Raw genomic sequence first — 25,747 nt, forward strand, 5'->3', positions numbered from 1 at the left:
GTGGCATTAAACGTGCATATTTGTGACAAATGAGTTTTAAGCGGAAGCAAATTATGCGAGCACTTCTATTTATTGGGCTTGTTACCTGCGCAGCATTAACGGGCTGTAGCAGTATTTTTGATAAGCATGTTGAGTATACTTACATTGAACCAGATGACTACCCAATACTAAAAGCAGTGGGTTACGCGCCTATTAGTGCGCAGCCAGGCAGCAGTGAATCGCAACGAGCGCTGCTTGCAATTAAAGCCTCTAAGCTTGAAGCCTACCGAGAGCTAGCTGAGCAAGTTTATGGGCAAAAAATTTCCGCCGGCACCACGGTGCAAAATAGTGTTGCGCACAACGATCAATTGCAAAGCCAAGTGCAAGGGGTGATCAAAGGCGCTCAGGTGATCAAAAGCTACGCTGTAGGCGATACGTATGCAACCGAATTACAGCTAGATATGAAACGCGTTCACGACCTTTATATTGGTGAAATTAAGCCGCGTGAAGTAAAAAAAGTGACTTATTATTAACCGTTAAATTCTCATAGTTGCAGCTTGGGTGCTATGCTTTTAGGACTGTCGGTTTTAATAAAAGCATACTGGTGATAACACGTTACTTAAACCAAGCTGTTCTGTTCTTTGGCATGGCCTATGCTCAGTAAAGGCGTTGTGAGTGCATGCCGCTTTGCTTGGCGCTATCGCTTTTTTTCGATCCTCTTTTTTTTGGTTTTATGCTTAACGAGCGTCGCGCTTGCTGAACGTTTGGTGATTGAGTTTTCAACCTTTATCCAACAAATGCAACAGCGTTATGGTGCTAACCGAGTGACTGTCGCCAGACAGTGGCAGGGCATGCTGCAACATGCTGCAGGCTTACCCGAGCAGCAGCAAATTTTAGTTGTGAATGACTTTTTTGCCCGCACACTTCGTTATCAAACTGATATAGAACTTTGGAAGCAAAACGACTATTGGGCGACCCCTCTCGAGACCATGGGCAAAGGGTTGGGGGATTGTGAAGATTATGCGATTGCCAAGTATGTGAGTTTACGTGCGCTGGGTATCAGTGACGACAAACTTAGGCTTATTTATGTTAAAGCCCAACTCCCCGGTACTCGGCAAACCCAAGCGCATATGGTGCTCGGTTATTTTACTCAGCCTAATGCCCAACCCCTTATTTTAGACAGTTTGATTGTTAAGGTGCTGCCTGCAGCCAAACGCACCGATCTTAGTCCCGTTTTTAGTTTTAATAGTAAAGGCCTTTGGGCAAATAATTCGACGCAAAGTGTGGCAGATCCAACCGCGAGACTATCGCGTTGGCGTCATATTTTAGAGCAAACGCGTAAAGAAGGAGTTAAATGGTGAGCGTATTTAAAGTGTTAAAACGCAAAAGAAATAAAACCATTACCTTAAAACAGGAATTGTGGATTGCCATTTTAACGGTGATCATTATTGGTTTTGTAAGTAGTTTGCTGATTAGTACCAGCTCGGCAAAAGAATACTTTACCACTGAGCTTAGAATGAAAAATGTCGATAATGCTAACTCGTTGGCATTAATGCTGAGTCAAATGAATAAAGATCCGGTGGAAATAGAGTTACTTATTTCGGCTACTTTTGATACCGGTTACTACCATCGTATTGAGCTCAAAGACCCCCAAGGCGACACCATAATAAAACGCACATACAGTGGTGAGCTAACCCTAAATGCCCCCCGTTGGTTTCGGCATTTATATTCGCTAAATGTGGCGCCGGGCATCGCACAAGTTAGCGATGGCTGGCAACAATTTGGTACGTTATATGTCGAAAGCCACAGCGAATATACGCAAGATGCACTGTGGCAGAGCGCCGTAAATTTATTTTATAGCTTTTTAGCGGTTGCGGTGTCTGCATGCATTGCTGGTGCTTATTTCTTATCAAAAATATTAAGCCCATTGAGCGATGTAATGAAACAAGCGGTGGCGCTGGGTGAAAAGCGCTTTATTAAATCAAAAGTGCCAAGAACCTACGAATTTGCCAAGCTTGTCACGTCAATGAACCAATTATCATCTCGCTTTAGTCGCACAGTCAAAGAAGACCGCCGACGCCTAGAAGAAATGCGTTTTAAAAGTCAGCACGACGATTTAACGGGGCTTGCTAATCGTGAGTATTTTAATGCAACACTCGATACCTTTTTACAAAACTCACAAGCACACGGTGCTTTATTTCTGTTTAGAGTGATTAATCTTGATGCACTATCTGACCAAGTGGGGCGAGTTGAAATGGTGTCATTTTTACGCCGTTTTTCAGAGTCGTTAGTGGTGTTTTTAGAATCAAATGAAGACAGTTTTCGTGAGAGCCAAATTGCACGTATGTCGCATGTCGATTTTTTAGTGTTATTTAGTGATGTCAGCGAGCTAAAAACACTCAGCGATAATGTGCTAAATATACACAAACAGTTAGTGGCAGAGTTTGCTCAAGTGGAGCTTGGGGTGTCTCATAGTTGTAGCCTTATTAAAGCCGATGATACTCGAGGAGAGTTACTAACACGCGTTGATCAGCTATTAAAAATTGCTATTGCCCAGCCAGGATGTAATGCATGCATTAACGACAATGTGCCGGTCCATCAAGAGCATATTGATGCCGACCAATGGCGCACAACAATCGAAACTGCACTTAAAGAGAATCAACTTGAAATTGCCTTATACCCGGTCAGTAGCTTTAGTGGCTCGTTACTCCAGCAGCAAATTTCATTGAGTTTACTGTTAAACGGTGAAAAATACCGCTTTGGATTTTACTACCAATGGGCACATCGCTTGCACTTATTAGCAAGGCTTGATTGGAGTTTAATGAAACTGATGATCCTTGAATATGGTGATAGTGAGGATGAATCAATACTTGCCATAGAGCTGAGCGCCGATACTTTGCGAGATGACATGGCAGTGGCCTCTATTTTAACAGGGCTTTCTGCTTACCCGAATTTAGCTAAACGCTTATGTTTTGAGGTAAGAGCGGGTTTTGCAGTGAAAGAGTTTAGTTTGTTTAGAAGCTTTTGTTCGCAAGTACACTGTATTGGCGCCAAAGTTGCGCTGAAAAGAGTGGGGGCTGAGTTTACTAAGCTCACTAAAATACAAGAACTTGGCCTTGAGATGATTAAAATTGACACGGTTTATTGCCACAATATTAGTTTTAGTGAAGACAACCAAACGTTCTTACGTGGCGTATGCTCTTTAGCTCATTCTTTAGGTATTAAAGTGGTTGCAGAGGGAGTTAAAAACCCGAGTGACCAAGCCATACTGCACAGTTTAGGATTTGATGGCTTAGTCGCAATTGAGGAACGTGTTGGTTAATGGCCTTTTACGGCCAACATTAATTGCATACGATCGCGTACTTTTAATTTATTAAAAATAGAGCTCATATGCTCTTTTACAGTCCGCTCTGTAATATGTAAGGTTTGCGCAACCTGTTTATTGGTTGCGCCAGTGACAACGTGATCAACAACTTGTTTTTCACGTTTAGTTAAACAGCTCAAATCGCATTGATGTTGGTAGCTAATAGGTTGGTTTGACAAAACACCGACCAGATTCGACAGTAACTGCCCCGGTAACCAAATACCGCCTGAACACACGGTTTCTGCTACTTGCTCGATAATCACCTTACTCGCAAATGCCTCTATGTAACCACGTGCACCAAGTTGAAGTGCTTGACACAATTGGGCTATATCAAGTTGTGTGGTCATCACGATAACGGGTATGCGTTGGGCGCTGTACTTCTCAACGAGAGACGGCCACTCAGGTCCATCGGCTAACAACCAAATTAATGTGTCTGCAATTAATTGCTTGGGCGACGAGGTATGAACGGCACAATCTGGAAACGCACTTTGCCAATGAGGCGATTGCAATTTATCTTGTGTAATAAAAATACTGCGGCGCATGAATACTCCGTAAAAATGCTGTAATTATCTCGTCTTACCTTTCGGTCATCGCTAAAGACGTTGCACGTAAAATGGGTTTGAAAAGGTATTCTAGTACGGTTTTTTTGCCGGTTATTATATCTACCTGAGTGGTCATGCCCGGAATAATGGTCAGGTTTTCTGAAAAATGATTGCGGTTCGTTTTTAACTGCACAATGTAAAACGTATTATCTCTTTCATCGGTGACGGTATCAGCACTGATATGTGTTACTTCGGCTTCTAAGCCGCCATAAATAGCAAAGTCATAGGCACTGAATTTGATCATCGCAGTTTGGCCTGGACGTAAAAAAGCGATGTCTTTCGGTAAAATTTTTGCTTCGACAACGAGCTGATCATCAAGTGGAATAATTTCAAGAGCATCACTGCCCGGTTGTAAAATGCCCCCGACGGTATTAACCAGTAAACGTTGAACCGTGCCATTCACGGGGGAGCGAATTTCGGTTTGTGTTACTTTGTCGGCAAGCCCTGATTCGGTTTCTTTTACAGCATCAAGACGAAGCAAAGCTTCTGATAACTCGTTGCTCCAGCGGTTGATCATGGCAAGCTCAACTTCGGTCACTTTGTTTTTAGCTTCGTTAATGGCTGACATGGTGCGGTTTATGGCGGCTTTGGTTCTGTTTATTTCGCCTGTGTGTTCTACTATTTGGCGCTCTAGGCGAATAATATCAATATCAGAAACAGCACCAGAGCGTAATAATGGGCGGGTGACAGACAACTCACGATTGGCCAAACTTAATGAGTTAGTATGTTGCTGAAGTGCTGCTTTTGCTTCGGCATAATCTTGACGGCGTTGCTCTAATTGCCGCTTGTGTATAGTAACTTGCTGTTCGAGTTCTTGATTACTGCTCTCAAACATGGCTTGTTCGTGGGCGATTGCCTCAGGGGCTTTTTCTATAATTTCTGGATCAAACGCGAGAGGTCTTTTTTGGGTTAACGCTTTAAGGCGCTCTACCTTTGCTGTTAACGACAGTATTTTTGCTTGGTTTTCTCTAAATGAAGAAATAAAGCGTGTTGGATCTATCTTTATTAATACATCGCCTTCGTTAACTATTTGGCCTTCTCTGACATAGATTTGCTCAATCATGCCGCCATCATAAGACTGCACGACCTGTAGTTTATGCGACGGGATAACGCGTCCTTCGCCCCGTGCTACTTCGTCGAGGTGCGCAAATGCGGCCCACATAATTAAGGCTAACAGGCTGAAACAAATAATATAAAGCAGTACTTTAGCGCTAGCAGGTTGCTGTTGCATTTTTTCCCATTGTGCATCTACAACCCAGTCTTGACTGGTTGGGGGTGATAACCAACCTGAAAATAACTTTGAAAAGATCGAAGGGCGTTTTGTTTTTTGTTTTTCAAGTGCTTTGTTTAAGCGCTCAAACGAGCGCTGTTCAATAGGTAGGTTATTATCGCTCATGATACTTTTCCTACTGTTTGATGATTTAACGCTGATAACACTTGAGATTTAGGGCCATCGGCAACCACTTTACCGTTATCGAGCACAATGACACGGTCGACCAGTTCGAGTAACGAGGTTCTGTGAGTTACAACGATTAAGGTTTTTTCTTGGCAACTGCGTTTGATGTTATTAATGATCTTAGTTTCGCTGTTGTGATCAAGCGCCGAAGTTGGTTCATCCATCAACAGTATTGGCGGGTTATTTAACAGTGCTCGGGCAATACCAACCGCCTGACGTTGACCCCCAGAGAGTAATCGGCCTTGCTCACCAACTTGCATGTCGAACCCATCGGGGTGAGAGTTTATAAGTTCAAATAACTGACTTTGCTGGCATGCCGAAAGTATTTGCTCATCTTTAGCGTGCCACGCACTGAGGGTGATGTTGTCTTTTAACGAACCAAAAAATAATGAAATGGTTTGGGGCACATACCCAATGTTGTGCCTAAGCTCTGCGGGGTCTATTTGGTGGATGTCGTTATTATCAATTGAAATAGTGCCCGCCGTTGGCTCATACAAACCTAAAATTAGTTTTTCTATGGTGCTTTTCCCTGAGCCATTGCGCCCTAAAATAGCTACTTTTTCACCGGCTTTTATTTTAAAGCTAACCCCACTGAGCGCTTCGTTGCTTTCATCGGTATATTTAAAGCGTACGTCGTTAAATTCTATGTCGCCAAGCAACACTGGATGACTTAACCAATGTTTGCCTGTGGGGCGCTCAACGTCTTTTTCCATGATTTCATTTAACGAGTGCATTGCAATTGCGGCATGATGAAATTGCGCGAGTACAGCCGCAGATTGACTAATAGGAGCCATAGTACGTGACGACAATAAGTAAGCGGCAATTAGCCCCCCTTGGGTTAAATCACCTTCGATAATTAGGTGTACACCTATTAACATAATCACCACACCAACACATTGCTGAACCCACGAGCCAGCATTGGCTATAGAAGATGATATTAAGCGACTTTGGGCATTGACTCGGGCTATAAAAATCGTTGATTTTTCCCAGTTTGACTGGGTTTTACATTCACTGTGAAAGCTTTTGACATCTTCAATGTTTGTTAAGCTTTCAACCAAAACAGCATTGCGCATAGAGCTTGCTTTCATGGTTTGTTCTGAGAGGCTCTCGAGTTTTCGATGGGCAGCCAGCGCGTAACTCATTAATAGCAGTGCCCCAACGATAATAGGTAAGCTTAATTCAACACCAATAATCGCGATGACTGTGAGGTAAAGCAGTACGAAAGGTAAATCGACAAGGGCAATTAAAGTAATGGAGCTAAAAAAGCTGCGCACTGCCTCAAATGATTGAATATTACTGGCAAACGAGCCTGCTGACGCAGGACGGTTTTTTAACTTCATACCCAACACGCGTTCCATGATCACTGCCGACACTTTGACATCAATACGACTGGCTGCCAGCTCTACAAAATAACTGCGCACGAGTCTGAGAATAAAGTCTGCGGTAAGGGCAATTAGTACGCCTGTGGCAAGCACCCATAACGTTTCAGTGGCATGGTTAGGCACAACGCGGTCATAAACATTCATGACAAACAATGGCATTGCAATGGAAAGAATGCCTAAAGCAATGGCAGAAATAATGACATCTTTGTATAAGCTTCGACACTCTTTAATGACACCCCAAAACCAGCCGTCTTTCGACAGTTTTTGCAGTACGGGGGAGCGCGCATCAAAGGCAAACTCGGGTTGTGCATAAATGATCATCGATGTACTGGTTTTATAAAGCTCTTCAAGGCTTAATGTCACAGCAGAGTCTGGCATCTCGGGGTAGATCACTTCGACTTTATCATTTTGAGTGTCGAGTTTTGTAATGACGCAAGCCTCATTCCCTTGCAAAATTAATACGGCGGGTAACAAAGCAACGTTTAAGTCGCAAAGTGCTTTGCGCACAACCTTGGTTTTAAAACCAATACGTTTTGCTGCTCGCGAGAAACCCGATGGCGTTAATAAGCCATCCTCAAGGGGAAGCCCACTAAGCAGTGTTTCACGAGAAAACTCTCGATCATGATAGCGGCATAAAATTTCTAGGCAGTCTACAAGACTGCCGCCGTGGTCGAGTACATCGTTCTCTTGCATAAAATGTCCATTATTAATAAACCTAAAGTTTAAGACCAGCCGTCTTGCATGGCGGGTGGGCGATTACCTTTTTCGGTTATTACCGCTTCAATGCGACGATTTGCTGCGTTTGCGCGAACAGAAATCTCATTTATTCTTGGCTGATCAATTCCATAGCCTAATGACTTCACTCTTGTTGGTGATATACCGTATTGTTGAATGAGTATTTCAGCGACCGAAAAAGCACGTTTTTCTGACAGTTTTTTATTGTAAAGAGCAGGGCCTTCTAATGAAGCATGGCCTTGGATTTCGACATTTTTACTGGGGTGTTCTTTTAAGAAGTCTGCCAGTCTTGCAATTTCTTGCATATATTCAGGGCGTACAACACTAGAGTCGGCAAGAAAGGGAATACCTATTTCGACATTGCTAGTGTTGCTACGGTACTTTGTACAGCCTCTTTCATCGACCTCCGTAAAAGCAGGAGTTGATGGGCAATCATCATTTTCGTTAGCAACGCCGTCGTTGTCATCGTCAACGAAGGTGCTTGCGGGTGTTGTTGGAATGGTGAGATAACTCGGCATGGCTGTCACACTCATATACGCGTTATCTTGTTGCTTCTTTTTTTGTAAAAAGGCTTGTCGACTCAGGGTCGCTGCAACATCAAATTTAGGACAAATACTGTCAGCACTGAGTGCGATAGGATCGTCGGTTAGCTCACTGATTGCAGGGAATTTATCTGATTTTACATTGAGGGTTTCAAGTAATTTCCCCATTTCGGCCAGCATCGTTAGTATGGCTGCTTGTCTATCGTAAAGGGCTGCAGTGTAAGAGCGATTAGATTGAAATGATTCATTCTCTGCATCAAGTACATCGAGCAATGTGCGCTGACCGATATCGAATTGGTCTTTGTAGGCGTATTTAACTTTTTGCGACTATTCTTTATGGTTAGCGAGCGAAGGTATTTTGCTTTGTAGGACTTGTACACTGTTGTAGGCGATTTGTAAGTTCTGCCTTATTTCTATACATGTTTGATCGCGTTGATATTTAGCAACGTTCACTTCTTGATAGGCTTGGTCTAGATTTGCGCTATCGAGTCCGCCGTTATAGAGGTTGTATCTCACATCAATACCAACACGTGCCTCAGAGCGGGTTTCGTTTAACCCTAACTCGTCTCGGTCTTGCATGCCGTAGCGTGCAGATAAATCAACATTCGGATGAAAGGCCGATTTTTGCGAGTCTGCATTGGCTTTTTGTGCTTCGATATTGTAAAGCGATGCATAAAAATTTGGGCTGTTTTTATAGGCGATATCAAGGGCTTGATTTATTGTGATGGGGATTGCGTCATCACTCAACTTTGCCTTTACCGTACCTTGAGTCGGAAGCTCGCCAATAATACGCAAATAGCGTGCACTGACATCATGCAAGTTTTCATATTCTGTCATCACGTTTGACTGCGCTAATGACAGACGACCACTAATTTGTTCAAGATCGGCAGCACGCGCAACGCCAGCTCCCACACTTTGTTCAATCTGCTGATAAACCGATTCATGTTCTTTAAGGTTAATTTCAGCAAGTTCAACAAGCTCGGTAAACTTTTGTACGTCTAAATAAGCGATACTTGCAGCGAGTGCTGTTTTTTCGGCTTGATCTAATAACTCGAAATAACGTATTAATTGGATTCGTTCAAAACGTTTTACGTTATTTGAGGTTCTGAAACCATCGTAAAGCATTTGCCCGAGCGTTAATTCGGCAGTGTTACGGTTATATTCTTCTTCAATACCGTAATTGCGCTTTTCGTACCCAGCACTGGCCGACACATCCACTGTGGGTAAATAGCCAGAACGTGCCGCATCAATACCATGCATAGATGCTTTAAATGCATGCCAAGCTTGTTGCACTTCAGGGTTGGTTGAAATTGCTTTATCTGCCACATAATTTAGAGGCATCACTGAAACTTGTTCTGCATTAGCATTAAAAAAGCTGCCGTTTGCAGCAAATAATAAAGTGAAAAATACAGAGAGTTTCTTGGTAGTGAACTTTTCGCTAATAGTCATATCATCCTCTTTTATCGACTAAATTTAATTCACGCTAAGTTAGTTTTAGTCAACAAATTTAGATACTGCAAATACTTCTTTTGTATTATTTTGTGGGTGTTTGATCACATTTTACGTGTACCCGTACTTTAGTTCTATAGTATTAGCTTTATGTAAAACCTGTACCATAGTCCAGTAACTAAGTGCTGTTTCTCTACTAGATTTACGTTATACGCGTGCAATTTAAATATGTTGAGGAATAGCAAATGGATGCGAACCAATTATTAGTTATTGATGTACAAGGCTCTGCCGGTATTATTCAAGCCGATGGGTCAATTAAAGCACTGAGTGTGGGTGATGTTATCACTGTGGGTGATACCGTTATCACTGCGGATAAGTCAACATTGTTAATTGACGTGCAAGGTGAGTCTTTATCTATTCCTGCTAATAAAAAGGTCACCATTACGCCGGACCTACTCGCAAAAGAGGTCAAAGATAGCTCTGAAAATACGGTGTTTGATGACAGTATTGACGACGCCATTGCAAGCTTGAATCAACCAAATCAAGCAGCCCCAGACCCGCAGCAAGGTGGTGACATAAGCGACTTTTTAGATGCGCTTGAAGGCGGCGGCGATATTCTCGATAGTTTAGAAGCCACTGCCGCTGGTGGTACAGGGGGAGCGACCTCAGGTGGCGGTACTTCATTTGTAGAATTAGCACGTATTGCAGAGGGCATTGACCCTTCAAGTCTCGCATTTGATGATAGTTTTAATAGCGATAGCAGTGGTATTTTTTCGCCACGTGATACAACCGATGGTGTTGTCCCAACAGACACCTTAACGGCAACGGTTAGTATTGATGACCCAGGTGTTATAAATAACTCTCAACCTGTGATCACAGGAACCACTGAAAATCTTGTTGGTGAAACAATCACGGTGACTGTCACCGATGTGAATGGTAATAACCAAGTGGTTACGGTTGTTGTTCAACCCGATGGTACCTTTACGACTCCACCTTTGGATCCACTGCCTGACGGCCCTATTGTGATTGAAGTGGTTGCTATTGACCCAAATGGCGACCCTGTTAGTGACACGATTGGTGCGAATATCGATACCATCGCGCCTGTTGTTATCATTAATGAATTGTCCGACTCTGCGTCACAAACGGTGGTGATTAATGGCTCTGTATCAGGCATTAGCGCAGGTGATGATGTCACAATTACGGTGACAGACAGCGCAGGCCAAGTACAAACATTTGTCACCCAAGTTGATGAGCAAGGTAATTGGAGTATTACCACTGAAGCGCTTGCTGAAGGTTTATATACCGTATTGGCTTCGGCTGTAGATGCGGCAGGTAACGAAGGCACCGATACAGAAAATGGACTCGTTGATTTAACGGCACCGGTGATAAACATAGACCCAATTGGTGAAACTAATGACACAACCCCCACGATTTCAGGCAATGTGAGTGGGGTGACTGTTGGCAGTGAGATCACGGTGGTGATTACTGCAGCCGATGGCGCTATTCAAACCGTGATAGCGATTGTTGCTGACGACGGTAGCTGGGCAATTGATGTGCCAGTTGCGTTGGTTGAAGGCGAGTTTACTGTTACAGCCACTGTTTTAGACGCAGCGGGTAACGAAGCACAAGCAAGCACCACTGGTATTATTGATGTAACCGCCCCGATAATAAATATTACCCCAATTGATGATACGCAAGACACCACGCCAACCATAACCGGTAATGTAGTCGGTGTGGTTGAAGGTAGCGTTGTGACGGTTGTGGTAACCGATATAAATGGCCAAGTACAGACTTTAACCGCCCTCACCGATGCTAATGGTAATTGGACTCTCGATGTTCCAAGTGAACTGGCTGAAGGGCCGTTTGAGGTGACTGCAACTGTCAGCGACTTGGCAGGAAACCAAGCACAGGATAGCGCAACAGGGGTGATTGACTTAACGGCACCAGACATCACCTTAACTGCCATTGCCAATACGAATGACACCACGCCTGTGTTTGTTGGTCGTGTAGAGGGTGTGCCAGAAGGCACACAAGTGACTATTCAAGTTGTGGGTAGTGATGGCCAATCACAATCGCTTACAGCGTTTGTGTTAGCTGATGGCAGCTATAGTGTGGAGGCGAGCACAGCATTACCTGAAGGCGGTTTTACTGCGATTGCAACAGTATCAGATCCGGCAGGAAATTCTGCGACGGCTAATACTTCTGGGACAGTGGCGTTTTCGTCTATTTCAATCACGATCGATTCTATTGCAGATAGCAACGACACCACGCCATTACTAAGTGGTCAAACTGAGGGAGTTGCGCCGGGCACAACTATCATGCTGTCTGTTACAGCAAGTGATGGTAGCGTATTTAATTTATTAGCAATTACACAAGCTGACGGAAGTTGGTCTATTCAAATGACTCAACCTCTTCCTGAGGGGGATTTTACGGTTGTAGCAACCGTGCTAGACCCACAAGGTAACGAAGCGCAAGCTACTGCAATCGGTAATGTTGACCTAACAGTCAGTATTAACTTTATTATTGATACCAATGACACAACCCCCAGCGTATCGGGTTCGACCCAAGATGTTGCCCCGGGCGCAGTGGTCACCGTGACCTTTATAGGCAGTGATGGCGCGACAGAAACAATACAGGTTATTACCGATGCAAATGGTGATTGGTCTGTAGAGGCCACCATTCCTCTGGTCGAAGGCCAATTTACCGTCACGGCAACCGTGACGGATGAGGTGGGTAACACGGCCACAGCCAGTGAAATTGGTGAAATTGACTTAACCGATCCAACTATTTTCATTGATCCCCTTAATGATACCAATGACACAACGCCAACAATTTCAGGGTCAGTACTTGATGTACCCGCAGGTACTACCGTTTCATTGCTTGTGATAGACAGCAATGGAGTAACGCAAACACTAACAGCTACAACCGATGCGCAAGGTAACTGGCAGGTCGATGTTGCCAGCGAATTAGCCGAAGGCGATTACACTGTCACAGCAAGTGTCAGTGATGAAGCCGGGAATACCAGCACCGCCACTGCAACAGGTACTATCGATTTGACCGCGCCTATTATCAACATTGATACAATGGCTGATAGTAACGACACAACGCCGACAATATCAGGCACGACGCAAGGACTTGATGCAGCAACGACAGTCACGGTAAGTGTGACAGACAGTGCGGGTAGTACACAAACATTCACAACAATTACTAATGCCGATGGTAGCTGGTCAGTTACAGTCACTGATGAATTAGCAGAAGGTGAATTTACGGTTGTTGCACAAACACAGGACAAAGCGGGTAATAGTGCTGAAGATACTGAAACAGGTGTTATTGATTTAACCGCTCCGAGCATTGCGATAGACGAATTTACGGATTCAAATGATGTTACACCCGTTATATCGGGTGTTGTTTCGGGCGTTGAGCCAGGCACTTTAGTCACTATTACGCTTGTTGATAGCAATGGCAATCAACAGGTCTTAACTGCGGTTGTAAATGCAGACAACACGTGGCAAGTCGGTGCAAATCAGGTCTTAGCAGAAGGTGAGTTTACAATCACCGCCACGGTGAGTGACCCTGCTGGTAATCAAGCACTTGATACAGCAACAGGCGTTATTGATTTAACAGCTCCTATTATTGCTCTTGACTTCCTTGGAAGCAGTGCAGACAACACCCCGACTATCACGGGGACGGTGCAAGGCGTTAATGCGGGTACAACCGTCACGCTTGTGGTCACTGACTCTAATGGCAATAGCCAAACGTTCACGGCCTTAATCAACAGCGCAGGTGGCTTTAGTGCGGATGTACCAAACGGCCTAGCAGAGGGTGAATACACGGTAATTGCTTCAGTGGCAGACGAAGCTGGCAATCAAGCGCTTGATACCGCAACGGGTAATATCGATTTAACCGCGCCAATTATTGATCTTGACCCCTTAGGGAGCAGTGCCGACAACACCCCGACCATTACAGGTACGGTACAAGGTGTTAATGCTGGAACAACAGTCACGCTCGTGGTCACTGACTCCAACGGCAATAGCCAAACATTTACAACGGTAACCAACAATAATGGTGGCTTTAGTGCAGATGTGCCTACAAGCCTTGCTGAAGGTGAGTATACCGTAACTGCCTCGGTGGCAGATGATGCAGGCAATCAAGCCTCTGACACTGAAACAGGTCAAATCGATAGTTCATCACTGACTATTTTAATAGACGCTGTTGGTGAGACAAATGATATAACCCCCACTATTTCAGGGTCTACATTAAACGCGACAGCGGGAGATCAAATCACCGTGGTGATTACGCCTGAATCTGGCGTGGCTCAAACATTTACCACACAGGTTGATGCAAATGGTAATTGGACCATTACAGTATCGCAAGCGTTAGCTGAGGGTGAGTTTACCGTTGATGCAACGCTGACAGATCAATTTGGTAATACAGCAAGCGACTCAATTACAGGGGTGATTGATATTACGGCCCCTAGCGTGACAATTGATACGATAGGCTCAATAAACGACAGCACACCAGTGATTTCGGGTACATCACAAGGTGCCGTGAATGGCAGTACAGTGACTGTGACAGTGGTTGATTCGCAAAATAATAGCCAAGTGTATACCACCACAGTCGATGCCAATGGAAATTGGTCTGTGCCTGTAACCAGTGCAGTCGCGCAAGGGCAATTTACAGTGACGGCCAGTATCACTGATAATGCGGGTAATACAGGCACAGATACCGAAATTGGTAATTTTGATGGTGTGGGTCCGCTATTAACGCTTGATTTCGATCCGCTTACAAATGATACAACCCCACTTATTTCGGGTACTACAGATGCAGTTGCTGGCACGGTTGTGTCGGTTGTTGTTACAGATAGCAATGGAGCGACGCAAACTCTTTCGGCTGTTGTAGCTGCTGATGGTACGTGGTCTATCAGCCCTGATACGCCTTTGGCTGAGGGCGCATTTACAGTCACAGCCAGTGTCGCGGATGAGTCAGGTAATCAAACTCAAGTAACGGATACTGGGGTGATTGATATCACTGCGCCGACCATTTCGATTGATAATCTGGGCACAGTGAATGACACCACGCCAACGATCAGTGGTCAAACAAATGAACCTGCGGGCAGCATCGTAACAGTGGTGGTCACTGATGGTGTCGCAAGTTATGAATTTACAGCAATTGTGAATGCCGATGGCAGCTGGTCAGGCGATGTACCTGCTCAGTTAGAAGATGGCAATATTAGTGTTACTGCTACTGTGACCGATGCGGCGGGTAATTCAGCGCAAGCTAACAGCGCCTTTATTCTTAATAGCTCTGCACCGAGTATTGCGATTGATGCTATTAATGATACCAATGATACAACACCGACAATTAGCGGTACGTCTGATGCCCCTGATGGCACGCTAATAACAGTCATCATTGAAGACAGTGATAATAATAGCCAGTCTGTTACTGCGACAGTGCAAAATGGCGTATGGAGTGTAGAACCAACACAAGCACTTAGTGAGGGGAATTTCACTGTGTCGGCGTCGGTCACTGTGGATGGCTTAACCAGCGATGCCAGTGCACAGGGTTTAATTGATATAACCCCTCCGACAGTCACTATTGATGCACTTGCAGATACCAGTGATGTTACGCCATTAATTTCAGGCCAAACATCGGGTTTAGTGTCGGGTAGTATTGTAACCGTGACTATTACAGACAGTAATGGGGATTCGCAGGTTGTTTCAGCGACGGTGGCACAAGATGGTTCGTGGTCTGTGGCGGCAAGTACAGACTTAGCCGAAGGTCAATATACAGTAACCGCGGTGGTTGCCGACAGTGCAGGTAATCAAGCAACAGACACCGAAACAGGCATTATTGATTTAACAGCCCCTACAATCAGCATTGATAATATTGCCGACACAAATGATGTAACGCCCGTGTTGTCTGGTCAAACAACGGGTGTACCTGCAGGCTCACAAATTACCCTCTTGGTGACAGATAGTAACGGTAATACGCAAACCCTGATTACGACTACCTTAGCAGATGGTTCATGGTCAGTTGAGGCTGATGTGATTATTGCCGAAGGCGCATTCACCGTTGAAGCAACAGTAAGTGACGCGGCAGGTAATACAGCCTCTGATACTGCGATTGGTGTTGTGGATACTACCGCACCTACCATCACGGTGGATGCACTTGCACCAAGCTCAGATGTAACACCAGTGATCAGTGGTATGGCAGAAGGAGTTCCTGCGGGCACTGTTGTCAGTATAGTGATCACAGACAGCCAAGGCGTGCAGCAATCACTCTTTGCAACCGTTAACAACGATGGTAGTTGGTCTGTAGAGGCGTTAGATGCGGTCGCTGAAGGCGAATACACCGTTGTTGCAACAGTGCAAGACGCAGCCGGAAATCAAGGTACAGACACCGAAACAGGTCTTATTGATACCACAGCACCGACAGTGGTCATCGACCCACAAGCTGTGACAAACGACACAACCCCCGTCATTAGCGGACAAACCTCAGGTGTGCCAACCGGCACCGAAGTTAGGCTGACAATTACAGACAGTGCGGGCAATGTGCAAACGCTGGTGGCAACAACGGGAGCCGACGGTAGTTGGTCAGTTGCTGTATCTCAAGCATTAGCGCAAGGCAGTTATACCATTGACGCTGAGGTGTCAGATGCTGCTGGTAACACAGGAAACGACACGGCCTCAGGCGAAGTAGATATCACCGCGCCTGTTGTCAGTATTGATGCGATTGCCGACAGCAACGATGTAACCCCTGTTATTAGTGGTCAAAGTACAGGCGTGCCTGCGGGGACGCTTGTTACATTAACCATCACCGACAGTGCGGGTAATGTTCAAACAGTAACAACAACTGTACAAGCCGATGGTAGTTGGTCAGCTGAAGCAGCAACGGCACTCGCCGAAGGTGATTACACCGTTGTTGCAACCATTGTGGATGCCGCAGGTAATACAGGCACCGACACCGAAACCGGCACAATTGATGTGACCGCGCCAACCATCACCATTGATGCGCCAGCGCTGACCAATGACAACACGCCAACGGTGACAGGTTCATCAGACTTAGCCAATACTAATTTAGATGTGACCTTTACCGATGCCAATGGCACCAGCCACACAGTGACAGTGACCACCGATGCGTCAGGTAATTGGAGTGTCGATGCAGCGCAAGCACTGGCCGATGGTAACTACAGTGTGACAGCGAGTATTAGCGATTCAGCCGGTAATAACAGCAGCGCCACAGACAGTGGTGTAGTTGATACAATTCCACCAGAGCTTGCCTTTGTGCCGACCTTCTTACTGGGTCAATTGGTTACTTTAAGCGGTACCTCTGATTTACCGGCTGGTAGTACGGTCACTATTACCCAAAACTTGGTAGGTGGTGGCGTAGTGACATACACTGCGACAACCGATGCCAATGGTGATTGGTCATTGACCGGCTTAACTGTGCCACTGGCCAGTTTAGCGTCTATCACCGCAAGTGCGTCTGATGAAGCCGGCAATGTACGCACGATTACCTCAACCGATTTTGATGGTACACCGCCGACCTTAACCGTGAGCGTGGATGCACTGACAAACGACAACACCCCACTTATTAGCGGGACCACCGATGCCGGTGAAGGGACACAAGTCAGCGTGGTTGTCACCGATGCCAATGGTGCAACAGAAACACTGACCGCCATTGTTGATGCTAATGGTAATTGGAGTGTGAGCCCAACCACCGCCTTAGCCGATGGTCAGTTTAGCGTTGAAGCCAGTGTCCGCGATGGGGTTGGTAACTTAAGCGAAGAAACCGTGACCGGTGTTATCGACACCCTTGCGCCAACACTAACCTTAACCGGTGTGGGTGAGGGCAGTGATGTCACTCCGGTGTTAAGTGGTACCAGTAATGAAATTGGTGCGACGGTTACTATTTCTGTCACGGATAGCAACGGCACAGTACAAACTTTTACTGCCATTGTTGGCAGCAACGGAACCTGGAGTAGAGAAGTTCCTAATGGTCTTGCTGAGGGGGATTATACCGTCACGGTGACAGTAAGTGATGATGCAGGTAACACCAGCAGCGTGACTGCAACAGGTAATATTGATACCACCAACCCGGTTGTTACTGTGAATGATAATGGCCTAGGTAATGACGATACACCAACCTTAAGTGGTACCTCAACCGAGCCTGCGGGAACACTGGTCAGTATTATTGTTATTGACAGTAATGGGGATACACATAACTTTACTGCGACTGTAGCTGCCGATGGGTCGTGGCAAACAGATGCCTCTGTATTACCTGACGGCGATTATACTATTACTGCAACGATCACCGATGCAGCAGGCAATGTTGGCACAGACTCAGGCACGGGTCGTATTGATACAACGCCACCATTATTAACCATTAATAATCTAGGGACGGTCAATACAGATACGCCAACAATCAGTGGGACTTCGTCAGAACCGGCTGGCACAGTTATTTCTTTAGTTGTAACTGATTCAAGCGGTAATACGCTGAACTTATCAGCGGTGGTTGATGGAAATGGCGACTGGTCTGTTACTTCACCGTCACTAACAAACGATGATTACACGGTTGTGGCAACGGTTGAAGATGCTGCGGGTAATACCGCAACAGCCTCTGAAAGCTTTACACTCGATACCTCAGCGCCAAGCATTGCGATAGATGTTATTGGTGAAACTAACGATCCAACTCCTACGATTACGGGCACAACTGATGCCGCTGATGGCAGCACGGTGACAGTTGTGATTGATGATGGTGTCAATCCGGTAGAAACATTAACCACAACGGTCACTGGCGGGGTTTGGTTTGTGACAGCAAACAATGCGTTACCAGAAGGAAGTTTTACAGTTACCGCAACGGTGACAGTTAATACTATTGATGGCACGGCAACACGCACAGGAACAGTCGATCTTACTGCGCCTAGTATCACCATAAATGATATTAACGACACCAATGATACCACTCCAACAATTAGTGGTACGACAGACTCAAGTGCAGGCAGCTTAGTCACCTTGACTATTACTGACTCACTTGGAAATACACAAACAGTTGTCGCGACAGTATTAGCCAATGGTAGTTGGTCTGTTGCCGCTTCGACTATATTAGCCGAAGGTACATTTACAGTCACAGCTTCTGTTACAGACGCTGCTGGTAACACAGGCACAGACAATGCGACAGGTAATGTAGATATCACCGCACCTGTTGTCAGTATTGATGCGATTGCCGACAGCAACGATGTAACACCAGCAATTAGTGGCCAAAGTACAGGCGTGCCTGCGGGGACGCTTGTTACGTTAACCATCACCGACAGTGCGGGTAATGTTCAAACAGTAACAACAACTGTACAAGCCGATGGTAGTTGGTCAGCTGAAGCAGCAACGGCACTCGCCGAAGGTGATTACACCGTTGTTGCAACCATTGTGGATGCCGCCGGTAATACAGGCTCCGACACCGAAACTGGCACAATTGATGTGACCGCGCCAACCATCACCATTGATGCGCCAGCGCTGACCAATGACAACACGCCAACGGTGACAGGTTCATCCGATTTAGCCAATACGAATCTTGATGTGACCTTTACCGATGCCAATGGCACCAGCCACACAGTGACAGTGACCACCGATGCCTCAGGTAATTGGAGTGTCGATGCGACGCAAGCATTGGCCGATGGTAACTACAGTGTGACAGCGAGTATCAGCGATTCAGCGGGTAATAACAGCAGCGCCACAGACAGCGGCGTGGTTGATACAATTCCACCAGAGCTTGCCTTTGTGCCGACCTTCTTACTGGGTCAATTGGTGACTTTAAGCGGTACCTCTGATTTACCGGCTGGTAGCACGGTCACTATTACCCAAAACTTGGTAGGTGGTGGCGTAGTGACATACACTGCGACAACCGATGCCAATGGTGATTGGTCATTGACCGGCTTAACTGTGCCACTGGCCAGTTTAGCGTCTATCACCGCAAGTGCGTCTGATGAAGCCGGCAATGTACGCACGATTACCTCAACTGATTTTGATGGTACACCGCCGACCTTAACCGTGAGCGTGGATGCACTGACAAACGACAACACCCCACTTATTAGCGGGACCACCGATGCCGGTGAAGGGGCACAAGTCAGCGTGGTTGTCACCGATGCCAACGGTGCAACAGAAACACTGACCGCCATTGTTGATGCTAATGGTAATTGGAGTGTGAGCCCAACCACCGCCTTAGCCGATGGTCAGTTTAGCGTTGAAGCCAGTGTCCGCGATGGGGTTGGTAACTTAAGCGAAGAAACCGTGACCGGTGTTATCGACACCCTTGCGCCCACCTTGACCTTAACTGGTGTGGGTGAGGGCAGTGATGTCACGCCGGTACTCAGTGGTCGTAGTAATGAAGTGGGCGGCACCGTCACTGTGACAGTCACCGACAGCAATGGGGCAGAGCAAACACTCACCGCCACCGTAAATAGCAGTGGTGATTGGAGCGTTGAAGTACCGACAGCCCTAGCCGAGGGCAGCTACACGGTTGCCGTGACCATCAGTGATGATGCAGGCAACACCAGCAGCGTTACCGCCACAGGCAATATCGATACCACCAACCCTGTTGTTACTGTAAATGACAATGGCCTAGGTAATGACAGTACACCAACCTTAAGTGGTACCTCAACCGAGCCTGCTGGCACGGTCGTGAACCTCAGCATTGTTGATAGCAATGGTGATTCACACAGCTTGACCGCGACAGTCTTAGCTGATGGGTCATGGCAAGCCACATCAAGCAGCTTGCCAGATGGTGCATACACTGTGACTGCAACCATCACCGATGCTGCGGGCAATGTTGGCACAGACACAGGCACCGGCAGCATTGATACCTTACCGCCTAGCTTAGCAATTGATAGCCTGGGAACGGTGAATGATACCACCCCAACCATTAGCGGTACGTCTAACGAGCCTGCGGGCAGTGTGGTGAACTTAAGTGTCTCTGATGGCACCAACACCTACACCTTCACCGCGACAGTATTAGCGGATGGCACTTGGAGCGCCGATGTCCCTAGCCCACTGGATAATGGCACCTTCACGATTGATGCCAGCATTACCGATGCGGCAGGCAACGCCACCACCGCAAGCGACAGTGCACTGCTTGACACCACTGCTCCGAGTATCACGATTAATGTGATTGGTGAAACAAATGACACCACACCGACCATCAACGGCACCAGTGATGCAGAGAATGGCAGTGTGGTGACGGTTGTGATTGATGATGGGATAAACCCTGTCGAAACAATTACCACCACCGTCAGTGGGGGTACGTGGAGTGTCACAGCGATGACCGCATTACCAGAAGGTGAGTTTACCGTGACCGCCTCAGTGCTCGAAAATGGTAACACTGGCACCGCCACACGCACCGGTATTATTGATACCACCATGCCAGCGATTGACATTAACGAACTGGGTATTACAAACGACACCACCCCGACGATTAGCGGCACAGCCAGTGCGCCACAAGGCAGCACAGTCACCGTGGTGATCACCGATGCAAACAACAACAGTCACACCGTGACCACCACCATGCAAAGTGATGGTAGTTGGTCAGTGGCAGCCAGCACGATTCTAGCGGAAGGCGAATACACCGTTACCGCGACAGTCAGCGATCAAGCTGGTAACCCAGCATCAGCAAGTGCCACCGGTGAAGTGGATATCACCGCGCCTGTTGTTAGTATTGATGCGATTGCCGACAGCAACGATGTAACCCCTGTTATTAGTGGCCAAAGCAGTGGTGCGGCAGCAGGCTCTCAAGTCTTGTTAACCGTGACTGACAGTGACGGGGCGACACAAAGCGCCACAGCCATTGTGCAGGCTGATGGCAGTTGGTCAGTTGAGCTGAGCTCAGCACTGGCGGAAGGAAACTACACCGTTGTTGCGACACTGAGTGATGCCGCCGGTAATACGGGCACCGACACTGAAACCGGCACAATTGATGTGACCGCGCCAACCATCACCATTGATGCGCCAGCGCTGACCAATGACAACACGCCAACGGTGACAGGTTCATCAGACTTAGCCAATACTAATTTAGATGTGACCTTTACCGATGCCAATGGCACCAGCCACACAGTGACAGTGACCACCGATGCGTCAGGTAATTGGAGTGTCGATGCAGCGCAAGCATTGGCCGATGGTAACTACAGTGTGACAGCGAGTATCAGCGATTCAGCCGGTAATAACAGCAGCGCCACAGACAGTGGTGTAGTTGATACAATTGCACCAGATATCCGTATTATTCCTTCATTCTTATTAGGAAATTTAGTTGGCTTATCGGGCACATCAGATTTGCCAGAAGGCAGTGTGATCACAATTACTGAACATTTAGTAGGGGGCTTAATAGGTGCGAATTATACCGCCACGACTGATGCAAATGGTAATTGGACGCTTGCCAACATTACTGTCCCACTTATTAGCCTGGCTTATGTTACGGCAAGTGGCACAGATGCGGCGGGTAACACTGCTACTGTGAGCACATTAGAATTTGATAATGTGGCGCCTGAGCTGACGGTTACTGTTGATGCATTAACAAATGATACAACCCCAACCATTTCGGGCACAACGGATATGGGAGAAGGCACGGTGATCAACATCACCGTTCAAGATGCCAATGGTGATTCACAAACCTTTACTGCAACTGTGCAAAGTAACCAAACTTGGTCTGTCGATGTGCCCACAGCGCTAGCTGAAGGGACCTTTACAGTAACGGCATCGGTAAGGGATCAGGTCGGTAATTTAACTACAGAGCAAACATCGGGTGTGTTAGACAGCATTGCGCCAACCTTAGTTGTTAACGCGGTTGATGGCACCTCTGACGCGCGTCCAACTATTTCAGGTAGTAGTAACGAAATAGGCGGCTTAGTTATCGTTGAGGTTGCAGGACAAACCATTACCACCACAGTAGCATCAGATGGTACTTGGCAGTTTATAGTACCGGTTGATATTACCGATGGCAGTTACACTATTACGGCGACCATAACGGATGATGCTAATAATACGCAAACTGCAACGGCATCTATAACGGTTGATACCGTCGCCCCCGTTGTGGCGATAGATACACTGGGACTTGGTAACTCAAGTACGCCTGTTATTTCGGGCACATCGACAGAAGCCACAGGTACTCAGGTTTCTGTTACGGTGACAGATAGCAACAACGATATACAAACATTATCGGCAACCGTCCAAAGTGATGGGTCATGGCAAGTAACACCGAGTACTATGCCAGATGGCAATTATAGTGTCACAGCGACTATCACAGATGTTGCAGGTAATGTTGGTACTGACACCGAAACGGGGTCAATTGATACTCTTACACCTGAGTTGGTTCTTGATGGTTTAGGGACTATTAATGATTCAACACCAACAATTAGTGGTAGCACCAATGAGCCTGCAGGCAGCACCGTAAATATTAGTGTGGTAAATGATGGGAATACATACAGCTTTACTGCAACTGTTCAGGCTGATGGGTCATGGTCAGCAGATGTTCCAACAGCATTGGCTGATGGCTTACTGACTATTACAGCGACAATTACCGATGCTGCAAACAACACGGCAACGGTAACAGACACGGCAACGCTAGATACCAATGCACCTACAATTTCGATTGATGCTCTTGCAGTCACTAACGACACCACACCGACCATTTCGGGAACAAGTGATGCAGCTGACGGTATTCAAGTGACCATTACTGTTGTCGATGCACTTGGTAATAGCCAAACAGCTATCGCCACTATTAGCAGCGGTACATGGACTGTAGACTTAACAACGCCACTCAGCGAAGGAAACTATACTGTTACAGCAAGTGTATCTGAAGATGGACTCACTGGTACGGCAAGTCGTCAAGGTGGCATCGATCTCACTCCGCCAGCGTTAACAGTTGACTCTCCAGCAATCACGAATGACACCACACCAACAATCAGTGGTACAAGTGATGCACCACAGGGTAGCGTGGTGACGATAAGTGTCACCGACAGTGCGGGCGATATTGTGACAGCATCTGCGGTTGTTGGCACATCAGGTGCTTGGTCTGTTGCATTAGGTACAGCATTAGCTGAAGGTGCCTACACGATTTCAGCAAGCGTTTCTGACACTGCTGGTAACACCAGCTCAGCCTCTGCATCGGGTGTGATTGATATTACACCTGCGAATGTGGTCATTGACACTGTGGCTGTTTCAACCGATTTAACGCCAGTGATAATGGGCAGTGCAACTGGCGCAGTGGCAGGCAATCGAGTAGTCGTTACGTTTGTAGACTCTGCCGGCGTAAGTCACAGTGTCGAAACGACACTAGATGCAAGTTTAAATTGGCAAGTTGAAGCGACTCAAGCACTCGCTGAGGGAGCGTATACAGTAACCGCAGTCGTGACAGATACCGCAGGAAACAATGGCAGCGCTTCAACGACATCTGCGGTTGATACCACAGCACCTGTCGTTAGCATTGATCAAAGTAGTTTAACTTTAACGAACGACTCAACCCCTCTTATTAGTGGTACGTCTGATGCGGCCAATAGCACTATTACAGTCACCTTTATCGCAGCCGGTGGAGCACAGCACAGTGTTACAACGACCACCGATGCGAACGGTGACTGGCAAGCAGCAGCAGATCAAGTGTTGGCCGATGGAGTTTATTCTGTTACTGCAAGTATCACGGATACTGCGGGTAATACCGGAACAGACAGTAAAACAGGTGGCGAAGTTGATACCGTAGCCCCAGAGCTCACCATTGTGCCATCGTTCCTATTAGGTCTGTTGGTCTCTTTATCTGGTACATCTGACTTACCTGAAGGCAGTGTTATTACGATAACAAACTACCTCGTCGGTGGAGTGGCTGGTGTGCCATATACAGCAACCGTTGATGCCAATGGTGATTGGCAAGTATTGAACTTGTCGGTGTCATTATTGAACTTAGCTTATGTAGAGGCAACAGCGACAGATGCCGCCGGTAATACCACGACTATTAGTACAGACACTTTTGACAATTCTGCCCCTGAATTGACATTAGATGTACCCGCTATCTCAGCAGACACAACGCCAGTGATAAGCGGCACAAGTACTGTGGGAACAGGGCAAACTGTGACACTGATTGTGCAAGGTGCCGATGGTGCTTCACAAACGCTAACGACCTTAGTGAACAGTAATGGCACTTGGTCAGTGGAAGTATTATCTGAACTTGTTGATGGCACTTACACCGTAACGGCAAGTGTCACAGATGCTGAAGACCGCACTACAGAGCAAACAGCCTCAGGTATTATTGATGCTGGATTGACTATAACCATTGATGATGGGTTACAGCTAACCAACGATGACACCCCGCTCATTACGGGTAAATCAATTGCACCAAACAGTGAAATAGAAGTGGTGTTTGATAATGGCACTACGCAACAAACGAAAACGGTTACCTCATTAAGTGATGGCACTTGGAGTGTAACACCAGACAGTGCGTTAGTGGATGGCACTTACACGGTAACCGCAACGATTGTTAGTAGTGGCGTAACAACAGGTGCAATTTCAGGATTAGAAATTGATACGATTCCGCCGACACTTGAAAATATAGATGTTAACTCTTTACTAAACTTAGGGCTTGTCATTACTGGCTTTGACGGCACAACGGATGCAGAAGATGGGGCTATCGTGCAATTAGATAACGCCCTTGCTTTAGGGATCACCTTATTAAGTGAAGGCGGCTCGGTTGTACAAAATGGACAGTGGTCAATAGGTATCGTTGATATTAACCTGCTTGATATATTGGGTTTAGGCCTAGCAGATGCACGCTTTAGCATTACAGATTCAATTGGTAATGTGCGCGTTGTTGATATTAACGGCAATGATATTGAAATTAATGGAGAGCCCGCAAGCACTGGTGGTGCGGGGCCTGAAGAAATGGCCTTAGGAGCTGACAGCATTGAGGCTGACGAGCAAACTGCAGAAAGTATTGATCTCAGCCTTGTTCTATTAGATGCAAGCCCAGAGCCAACCTCAAGTGGTGGCATTGCTGCGCTTGACGTGACTATCGAAGATGTCTTAAGTGATAGTGAGCAAAGTAATTTACTTGCCCTTGATAGCAACAGTGAAAGTCAGAGCTTAGCATTTACAGGCAATTCAGAAGTCACGTCAGAGCCTGCCAGTAATATCCAAAGTGAGTCAGATGAGCTAATCAAAAAACTCATTGAGGGAGGCAATAACTCAATTGATATTTAGATAAATAGTTAAGCT

9 protein-coding genes are annotated in these 25,747 nt (G+C 46.4%); 4 read left to right on the forward strand and 5 right to left on the reverse strand.

The window, feature by feature from the left end:
- The first annotated feature begins 53 nt into the window (after nucleotides 1–53).
- From H3302_RS04240 to H3302_RS04250, 3 genes are all read left to right on the forward strand, one after another.
- Entirely contained in the window at nucleotides 54–512 is a 459-nt protein-coding gene (locus tag H3302_RS04240) for an LPP20 family lipoprotein (RefSeq protein ID WP_065978388.1), read from the forward strand.
- 120 nt (nucleotides 513–632) lie between these two features.
- On the forward strand, nucleotides 633–1,340 hold the full coding sequence (locus H3302_RS04245) for a transglutaminase-like cysteine peptidase (protein WP_083633653.1): 708 nt from the start codon (nucleotides 633–635) through the stop codon (nucleotides 1,338–1,340).
- Complete coding sequence (locus tag H3302_RS04250) at nucleotides 1,334–3,301, forward strand: LapD/MoxY N-terminal periplasmic domain-containing protein (protein ID WP_182396183.1); 1,968 nt, start codon at nucleotides 1,334–1,336, stop codon at nucleotides 3,299–3,301. The genes H3302_RS04245 and H3302_RS04250 overlap by 7 nt, the downstream gene beginning before the upstream one ends.
- Here the strand turns inward: H3302_RS04250 and H3302_RS04255 are convergent.
- From H3302_RS04255 to H3302_RS19885, 5 genes are read right to left on the reverse strand one after another with little or no spacing between them, the layout of a single operon-like run.
- Nucleotides 3,298–3,885 (reverse strand): response regulator transcription factor, encoded by a 588-nt coding sequence (locus H3302_RS04255; RefSeq protein WP_036970232.1) that lies wholly within the window; start codon nucleotides 3,883–3,885, stop codon nucleotides 3,298–3,300. The genes H3302_RS04250 and H3302_RS04255 overlap by 4 nt on opposite strands.
- 34 nt (nucleotides 3,886–3,919) lie before the next feature.
- The gene (locus H3302_RS04260) at nucleotides 3,920–5,341 is read right to left on the reverse strand and encodes an HlyD family type I secretion periplasmic adaptor subunit (protein ID WP_074989852.1); all 1,422 of its coding nucleotides are present in this window, start codon (nucleotides 5,339–5,341) and stop codon (nucleotides 3,920–3,922) included.
- On the reverse strand, nucleotides 5,338–7,476 hold the full coding sequence (locus tag H3302_RS04265; protein ID WP_182396184.1) for a type I secretion system permease/ATPase: 2,139 nt from the start codon (nucleotides 7,474–7,476) through the stop codon (nucleotides 5,338–5,340). The genes H3302_RS04260 and H3302_RS04265 overlap by 4 nt, the downstream gene beginning before the upstream one ends.
- Before the next feature lie 29 nt (nucleotides 7,477–7,505).
- Nucleotides 7,506–8,333 carry an OmpA family protein gene (locus H3302_RS19880; RefSeq protein WP_259369879.1) on the reverse strand — a complete coding sequence of 276 codons (828 nt, stop codon included), beginning with the start codon at nucleotides 8,331–8,333 and terminating at the stop codon, nucleotides 7,506–7,508.
- A 54-nt stretch (nucleotides 8,334–8,387) separates the two neighbouring features.
- Nucleotides 8,388–9,509 (reverse strand): TolC family protein, encoded by a 1,122-nt coding sequence (locus H3302_RS19885; protein ID WP_259369880.1) that lies wholly within the window; start codon nucleotides 9,507–9,509, stop codon nucleotides 8,388–8,390.
- A 245-nt stretch (nucleotides 9,510–9,754) separates the two neighbouring features.
- Here H3302_RS19885 and H3302_RS04275 point away from each other — a divergent pair, with 245 nt between their 5' ends.
- Nucleotides 9,755–25,732, forward strand: coding sequence for an Ig-like domain-containing protein (locus H3302_RS04275; protein WP_182396185.1), 15,978 nt, complete (start codon nucleotides 9,755–9,757; stop codon nucleotides 25,730–25,732).
- The last annotated feature ends 15 nt before the right edge of the window (nucleotides 25,733–25,747 follow it).

The sequence above is a fragment of the Pseudoalteromonas sp. MT33b genome (assembly GCF_014117385.1).
Classification (GTDB): domain Bacteria; phylum Pseudomonadota; class Gammaproteobacteria; order Enterobacterales; family Alteromonadaceae; genus Pseudoalteromonas; species Pseudoalteromonas lipolytica.